A 7,234-nucleotide genomic window follows, 5' to 3' on the forward strand; every position below is an offset into this window, starting at 1 on the left:
TCACCAGCCCGAGCATCGGATTCGGGAAGCCGAAGACCGACGCCTGCTCGCTCTTCATGACATTGCCGCAGGAGACCACGGGATTGAGACTGCATCCCGGCGTGAAGTTCGGGTCCTCAAGCAGCTTGAACTTGTCGAGCGTGATCACCCACGCCGCCAGCAGGCCGGCGGCGCCGGTGATCACCAGCAGCAGCGCGAACGCACGGCCGCCGCCGACCGTTCCGGCGGCGCTCCGTTCCTCCCGCTCGGAGGAGACTTCGTCCAGTGCCGCACTCGTCATATCCGCCGTTCCCTCACTCCGGTGCCGTGGGGCACGCCGTCGTCCGCAGGCGGCGCGGACTCATTGTGCCCCACGGGTCTGTGGGTCCGGGGAGGGACCGAACGGCCCTCTCCGGGGCACTCAGCCGCGCAGCCGCCGTGTCAGCTCCGTCACCAGGGCGTCGAGCGCGACCGGTGCCTGCTCGCCGCTCTCCATGTCCTTGAGCTGGGCCACGCCCTCGGCGAGATCGCGCTCGCCCGCGACGATCGTGTAGCGGGCACCGGACCTGTTGGCGTTCTTCATGGCGCCCTTGAGGCCCTTGCCGCCGTACGCGAAGTCGGCGGCGATCCCGGCCCTGCGCAGCTCGGTGACCACGGCGAAGAGCCGCCGTCTGGCCTCCTCGCCCAGCGGGACCGCGAAGACACTGGTGGCGCCCGGCAGATCGAGCCGGATCCCCTCGGCCTCCAGCGCCAGCACCGTACGGTCCACACCGAGCGCCCAGCCGACGGACGGCAGCGCGGGGCCGCCGATCATCTCGGAGAGTCCGTCGTACCGGCCGCCGCCGCCCACCGCGGACTGCGCGCCGAGACCGTCGTGGACGAACTCGAACGTGGTGCGTGTGTAGTAGTCGAGACCGCGTACGAGCCGCTCGTCGTCCTCGTACGCCACTCCCGCCGCGGTCAGCAGCTCCCTGACCTCTTCGTGGTAGGCCTTGCACGCGTCGCAGAGATAGTCGCGGAACAACGGCGCCCCGACGAGCTGCTTCTGTACGTCGGCGCGCTTGTCGTCGAGGACGCGCAGCGGATTGATCTCGATACGGCGGCGGGTGTCCTCGTCCAGGTCGAGAACGCGCAGAAAGGCCTGGAGCGCCTCGCGGTAGACGGGCCGGCACTCCTTGTCGCCAAGGGAGTTGAGCAGGATGCGGAAGTTCCGCAGGCCGAGCGAGCGGTACGCCTGGTCGGCCAGAATGATCAACTCGGCGTCGAGTGCGGGATCCTCGGCGCCGATCGCCTCGGCGCCGACCTGCGAGAAGTGCCTGTAACGGCCCTTCTGCGGGCGCTCGTAGCGGTAGTACGAGCCGGAGTACCAGAGTTTGACCGGCAGATTCCCGGCCTTGTGCAGATTGGCCTCCAGCGCGGCGCGCAGGACGGAGGCGGTGCCTTCGGGACGCAGCGCCAGCTTGTCGCCGCCCTTGGTCTCGAAGGCGTACATCTCCTTGGAGACGATGTCGGTGGACTCGCCGACACCGCGGGCGAACAGCTCGACGTTCTCGAAGCCGGGCGTCTCGACATAGCCGTAGCCGGAGTTCTTCAACGGCGCGGAGATCGCCTCGCGGACCGCGAGGAAGACCGCGGAGTCGGGCGGGATCAGATCGTAGGTGCCCTTGGGGGCCTGGAAAGTGCTCATGGTGATCCGGTGTGTCACATTCCTCGTCGCGGAGCGGCGTCGGGGCCGCTTCCGTGGCCGGCGGCCACTTCCCTGAGATAGGGATTGGTGGCGCGCTCGCGGCCGATGGTCGTCTGGGGGCCGTGGCCGGACAGCACCACGGTCGAGTCGTCGAGCGGCAGGCACACACGGCCCAGCGACTCGATCATCTCGGCGTGGTCGCCACCGGGCATGTCGGTGCGTCCGATGGAGCCGGCGAAGAGCAGATCGCCCGAGAAGAGGACCGGCGGGATATCCGCCCCGCCGAACGCCTCGGGCATTCCGAACGCCACCGACCCCTTGGTATGGCCGGGCGCGTGCGCGACGGTCAACTCCAGGCCCGCCAGCCTCAGTTGGGCGCCGTCGGTGAGCTCCTGGACATCGTCCGGCTCCCCCACGGTCAGCTCGCCCATCAACGGCATCCCGATCGAGCGGCCGAGTGCCTTCTCCGGGTCGCTCATCATGTACCGGTCCGCGGGATGGATCCACGCCGGTACGTCATGGGCTCCGCACACCGGGACGACCGAGGCGACATGGTCGATGTGCCCATGGGTGAGGATGACGGCAACGGGCTTGAGCCGATGCTTCTTCACCGCGTCCTCGACACCCTGCGCGGCCTGATGGCCCGGGTCGATGATCACGCACTCCTCACCCGCGGCGGGGGCGACCAGATAGCAGTTGGTCCCCCAGGCCCCGGCGGGGAACCCGGCAATGAGCACGATCGTCCTTATATGTCGTCCGTCGGAGGAATGCAGCAGATCAGAGCCTACCGGCGCTGCTCATTCCACAGCCAACCCAGATACCGTACGGGGCTAGGTCCGGACAGGGCCTGGGGCCCGTGCGGCCGGACCGGCAGGATCACTTAGACAACGAGGAGTAGACCCGGTGGTCAACAACGATCAGCGGCGGCGGCAGCTCGCCCGGGAGAAGTTCGAGCGGCAGCAGCAGCGCCGGGCGGAGGCCAGGAAGAAGGCGAAGCGCCGCAACACCGTCATCGCCGCCGTACTGGCCGTCGTGGTCGTCGGCGGCGCCGCCGCGTGGGCCTCCGGCGGGCTGACCGGCGGAGACAGCGAGAACAAGGCGTCCGCGCCGGACGCCTCCGCGTCCGCGGAGCCGACTCCGTCGCCGTCGGAGACGGAGAGCAGCGCGCCCGCGCCGAAGATGGCGATCGACAAGTCGTCGAAGTACACACTGTCGCTCAAGACGAACCAGGGCGACATCGCGATCACGATGGACGCCAAGAAGACACCGGAGACGGTGAACTCCTTCAAGGCCCTCGCGGACAAGGGCTACTTCGACAACACGAAGTGTCATCGACTGACCACGCAGGGCATCTTCGTCCTCCAGTGCGGCGATCCGAAGGGCGACGGGACCGGCGGTCCCGGCTACACGATCGCCGACGAGAATCTGACCGCCCTCGGCAAGCCGGCCGCGGACGGCACCGTCACGTACCCGGCGGGAACCGTGGCAATGGCCAATACCGGCCAGCCGCACACCGGCGGAAGCCAGTTCTTCCTGGTCTACAAGGACACCAAACTCCCGCCCAGCTACACGCCGTTCGGGACCATGGACGAGACCGGACTCAAGACCGTGAAAGCCGTGGCAGAGGCCGGTGTGGACGGCGGTACGGGCGACGGCGCGCCCAAGAAGGCCGTCACCGTGGAGAAGGGCACGGTCGACAAGGCGTGACCCTCTGAATTTCGGCCGTGCTGAGTGCGGACAGCCGGGCGGCCGGTCGCCTAGATTGGCGTTGTGCAGGGCGGGCGCAGCCCGTCCCAGGAAACTGTGGATGATGCCCGGGGCACTGCCCCGGTGGCATCAGGTGGAGGAGGCGCTGTGAGCAGCGACCCGTGGGGCCGCGTCGACGAGACGGGCACCGTGTACGTGCGGACGGCCGAGGGCGAGCAGGTCGTCGGATCGTGGCAGGCAGGCTCTCCCGAGGAGGCCCTGGCCTATTTCGAGCGCAAGTACGAGGGCTTGGTTGTCGAGATCGACCTCCTCGAACGGCGGGTGAAGACCACCGATCTGTCCGCGAAGGACGCGGCGACAGCCATCGACCATCTGCGCGGACAGATCGACGAACACCATGCCGTGGGTGATCTCGACGCACTGCGCAAACGGCTCGACGGGCTGATCGCGACGGTCGACTCACGCCGTGAGGAGCGCAAGGCGCAGCGGGCGAAGCAGACCGACGAGGCGCGCCACGCCAAGGAGGAGCTGGTCACCGAGGCGGAACAGCTCGCCCAGAGCGACCAGTGGCGCTCGGCCGGCGAGCGGCTGAGGGCGCTGGTGGACATCTGGAAGGGCCTGCCGAGGCTGGACCGGAAGTCCGACGACGAGCTGTGGCACCGTTTCTCGCACGCGCGCTCGGCGTTCTCCAAGCGCCGCAAGGCGCATTTCGCGGCGCTCGACGCGCAGCGCGAGGAGGCCCGTAAGACCAAGGAGAAGCTGGTCGCGGAGGCCGAGTCGCTCTCCGGCTCCACGGACTGGGGCGCCACGGCGGCCCGTTACCGCGAGCTGATGACGGACTGGAAGGCGGCGGGCCGCGCCCAGCGCGAGGCCGAGGACGATCTGTGGAACCGCTTCCGCGGCGCCCAGGACGTCTTCTTCGCGGCGCGCGGCGAGGTCTTCGCCGAGCGCGACGCCGAGCAGACCGAGAATCTGAAGCTCAAGGAGGAGCTGGCGGTCGAGGCCGAGCGGCTGCTGCCGGTCACGGATCTCAAGGCGGCCAGGGCGGCCTTCCGGGCGCTCAATGAGCGCTGGGAGGCGATCGGGCATGTGCCGCGCGACGCCAGGCCCAAGGTCGAGGGCCGGATGCACACGGTGGAGCGGGCGCTTCAGGAGTCCGAGGAGAACGAGTGGCGCCGTACGAACCCGGAGGCGCGTGCCCGTGCCGCGGGTCTGACGGGCCAGCTCCAGGCGGCCGTCGACAAGCTGCGTACGCAGATCGACGCGGCGCGCGCGGCGGGCAACAACGCCAGGGCGGACAAGCTCGCCAAGGAGCTGGAGGGCCGCCAGGCGCTGCTGGACCAGGCGCTGAAGGGCCTCCAGGAGTTCGGCGGCTGAGAAGGCTGAGAACCACCGCGGTATCCGTAACGCCGAAGGGCGCCCCGTACCTGCCGTACGAGGCGCCCTTCGGCGTTGCCCTGCGCCTGGTCCCACCGCATGCCTGGTGCTACGGCGTGCTGGTCCCACAGCGTGCTGGCGCTACGGCGTGCCTGGCGGCTACGACGGCCTGCGCGCCGAGGTGACCCGGTAGACGTCGTACACGCCCTCCACGCCCCGTACCGCCTTCAGCACATGCCCGAGATGCTTCGGATCGCCCATCTCGAAGGTGAACCGTGAGGTGGCCACCCGGTCGCGCGAGGTCTGCACCGCCGCCGACAGGATGTTCACATGCTGGTCGGACAGCACACGCGTGACGTCCGAGAGCAGCCGGGAGCGGTCCAGCGCCTCGACCTGGATGGCGACCAGGAAGACCGAGGACTGGGTGGGTGCCCACTCGACGCCCTGGATCCGTTCGGGCTGCTGGGAGAGCGAGTCCACATTGACGCAGTCGGCGCGGTGCACCGAGACACCACTGCCTCGGGTGACAAAGCCGATGATCGGGTCACCGGGAACCGGCGTACAGCAGCGGGCCAGCTTGACCCAGACATCCTCGACGCCCTTGACGACCACGCCCGGATCGGCGTTGGAGCGGCGCTTGGTGCGTCCACGCGAGGGCGGCGCGCTCTCGGCGATGTCCTCGTTGGCCGCCTCCTCGCCGCCGAGGGCCTGCACCAGCTTCTGTACGACGCCCTGCGCGGCCACATGGCCCTCGCCGATCGCCGCGTACAGCGACGAGATATCGGGATAGCGCATCTCGTGCGCCAGCGTGACCAGCGAGTCTCCGGTGAGGATGCGTTGGATCGGCAGATTCTGCTTGCGCATCGCGCGCGCGATGGCGTCCTTGCCGTGTTCGATCGCCTCGTCGCGGCGCTCCTTGGAGAACCACGCGCGGATCTTGTTCCTGGCGCGCGGGGATTTGACGAAGCCCAGCCAGTCGCGCGAGGGACCGGCTCCGGAGGCCTTGGAGGTGAAGACCTCGACCAGATCGCCGTTGTCGAGAGTCGATTCGAGCGGTACGAGCCGCCCGTTGACCCGGGCTCCTATGGTGCGGTGGCCGACCTCCGTGTGCACGGCGTACGCGAAGTCGACCGGAGTGGCACCGGCCGGCAGCGCTATGACATCGCCCTTGGGCGTGAAGACGAAGACCTCGTTGCGCGACAGGTCGAAGCGGAGCGACTCCAGGAACTCGCTCGGGTCCTCGGTCTCCTTCTGCCAGTCCAGCAGCTGGCGCAGCCACGCCATGTCATTGACGGTGTCCTGGCCCGCGCCCTTGCCCGCGTTCCTCGGTACGTCCGTACGCACCTTGGAGGCGCCGGCGACGGCCTCCTGCTTGTACTTCCAGTGCGCGGCGATGCCGTACTCGGCGCGGCGGTGCATGTCGAACGTACGGATCTGGAGCTCGACCGGCTTGCCGTTGGGCCCGATGACCGTCGTGTGCAGCGACTGGTACATGTTGAACTTGGGCATCGCGATGTAGTCCTTGAACCGTCCGGGCACCGGATTCCACCGGGCGTGGACGGTGCCGAGCGCCGCGTAGCAGTCACGGACGGTGTCGACGAGGACACGGATGCCCACCAGGTCGTAGATCTCCGCGAAGTCCCGGCCGCGGACGATCATCTTCTGGTAGACGCTGTAGTAGTGCTTCGGGCGGCCGGTGACGGTGGCCTTGATCCGGGCGGCGCGCAGATCGGACTGGACCTCGTCGGTCACTATGGCCAGATACTCGTCGCGCTTGGGCGCACGCTCGGCGACCAGCCGGACGATCTCGTCGTACATCTTCGGGTAGAGGATCGCGAAGGCGAGGTCCTCCAGCTCCCACTTGATGGTGTTCATGCCCAGCCGATGGGCCAGTGGCGCGTAGATCTCCAGCGTCTCGCGGGCCTTCTTCTCCTGCTTCTCCCGCTTGAGATAGCGCATGGTGCGCATGTTGTGCAGCCGGTCGGCGAGCTTGATGACCAGGACGCGCGGGTCCTTGGCCATGGCGACGACCATCTTGCGTACGGTCTCGGCCTGCGCGGCCTCGCCGAACTTGACCTTGTCCAGCTTGGTGACACCGTCGACGAGCAGCGCGACCTGGTCACCGAAGTCACGGCGCAGGGTGTCCAGGCCGTACTCGGTGTCCTCCACGGTGTCATGCAGCAGACCGGCCATCAGAGTGGCCGGGTCCATGCCCAGCTCGGCGAGGATGGTCGTCACCGCGAGTGGATGGGTGATGTACGGATCGCCGCTCTTGCGCTTCTGGCCTCGGTGCCAGCGCTCGGCTACCTGGTAGGCGCTCTCGATCTGGCGCAGCGTCGCGGTCTCGATCTTGGGATCGTTGCCGCGCACGGTCCGCAGCAGCGGCTCCAGGACGGGGTTGTACGGCGAGGAGCGCTGCACGCCGAGCCGGGCGAGCCGGGCCCGTACGCGGTTGGAGGAGCCACCGGTGCGCGGCACGGCCGT

Annotated in this window: 6 protein-coding genes; 2 read left to right on the forward strand and 4 right to left on the reverse strand. The window is 68.6% G+C overall.

Annotation, left to right across the window (positions count from 1 at the left end; all coding sequences use genetic code 11):
- The 3 genes from GA0115259_RS23790 to GA0115259_RS23800 all read right to left on the reverse strand — a co-directional run.
- Positions 1–280 (reverse strand): vitamin K epoxide reductase family protein (locus tag GA0115259_RS23790; RefSeq protein WP_272921181.1); only part of this gene is annotated, 280 nt, incomplete at its 3' end.
- Positions 281–400: 120 nt separating this feature from the next.
- Positions 401–1,666, reverse strand: coding sequence for a histidine--tRNA ligase (hisS, locus tag GA0115259_RS23795; protein ID WP_093600831.1), 1,266 nt, complete (start codon positions 1,664–1,666; stop codon positions 401–403).
- A 14-nt stretch (positions 1,667–1,680) separates the two neighbouring features.
- Complete coding sequence (locus GA0115259_RS23800; RefSeq protein WP_093600823.1) at positions 1,681–2,403, reverse strand: MBL fold metallo-hydrolase; 723 nt, start codon at positions 2,401–2,403, stop codon at positions 1,681–1,683.
- 166 nt (positions 2,404–2,569) lie between these two features.
- Between GA0115259_RS23800 and GA0115259_RS23805 the strand changes: the two genes are divergently transcribed.
- Together GA0115259_RS23805 and GA0115259_RS23810 are read left to right on the forward strand one after the other, a co-directional pair.
- A complete protein-coding gene (locus tag GA0115259_RS23805) occupies positions 2,570–3,373 on the forward strand; it encodes a peptidylprolyl isomerase (protein WP_093600825.1) in 804 nt (267 codons plus the stop codon).
- Positions 3,374–3,520: 147 nt separating this feature from the next.
- The gene (locus GA0115259_RS23810; RefSeq protein WP_093600827.1) at positions 3,521–4,750 is read left to right on the forward strand and encodes a DUF349 domain-containing protein; all 1,230 of its coding nucleotides are present in this window, start codon (positions 3,521–3,523) and stop codon (positions 4,748–4,750) included.
- 159 nt (positions 4,751–4,909) lie between these two features.
- On the opposite strand, the gene GA0115259_RS23815 is transcribed toward GA0115259_RS23810, so the two are convergent.
- Complete coding sequence (locus tag GA0115259_RS23815) at positions 4,910–7,228, reverse strand: RelA/SpoT family protein (RefSeq protein ID WP_093600829.1); 2,319 nt, start codon at positions 7,226–7,228, stop codon at positions 4,910–4,912.
- Positions 7,229–7,234: the final 6 nt, after the last annotated feature.

Origin of the sequence: Streptomyces sp. MnatMP-M17 (assembly GCF_900091995.1) — a bacterium.
In the GTDB taxonomy this organism is placed as follows: domain Bacteria; phylum Actinomycetota; class Actinomycetes; order Streptomycetales; family Streptomycetaceae; genus Streptomyces.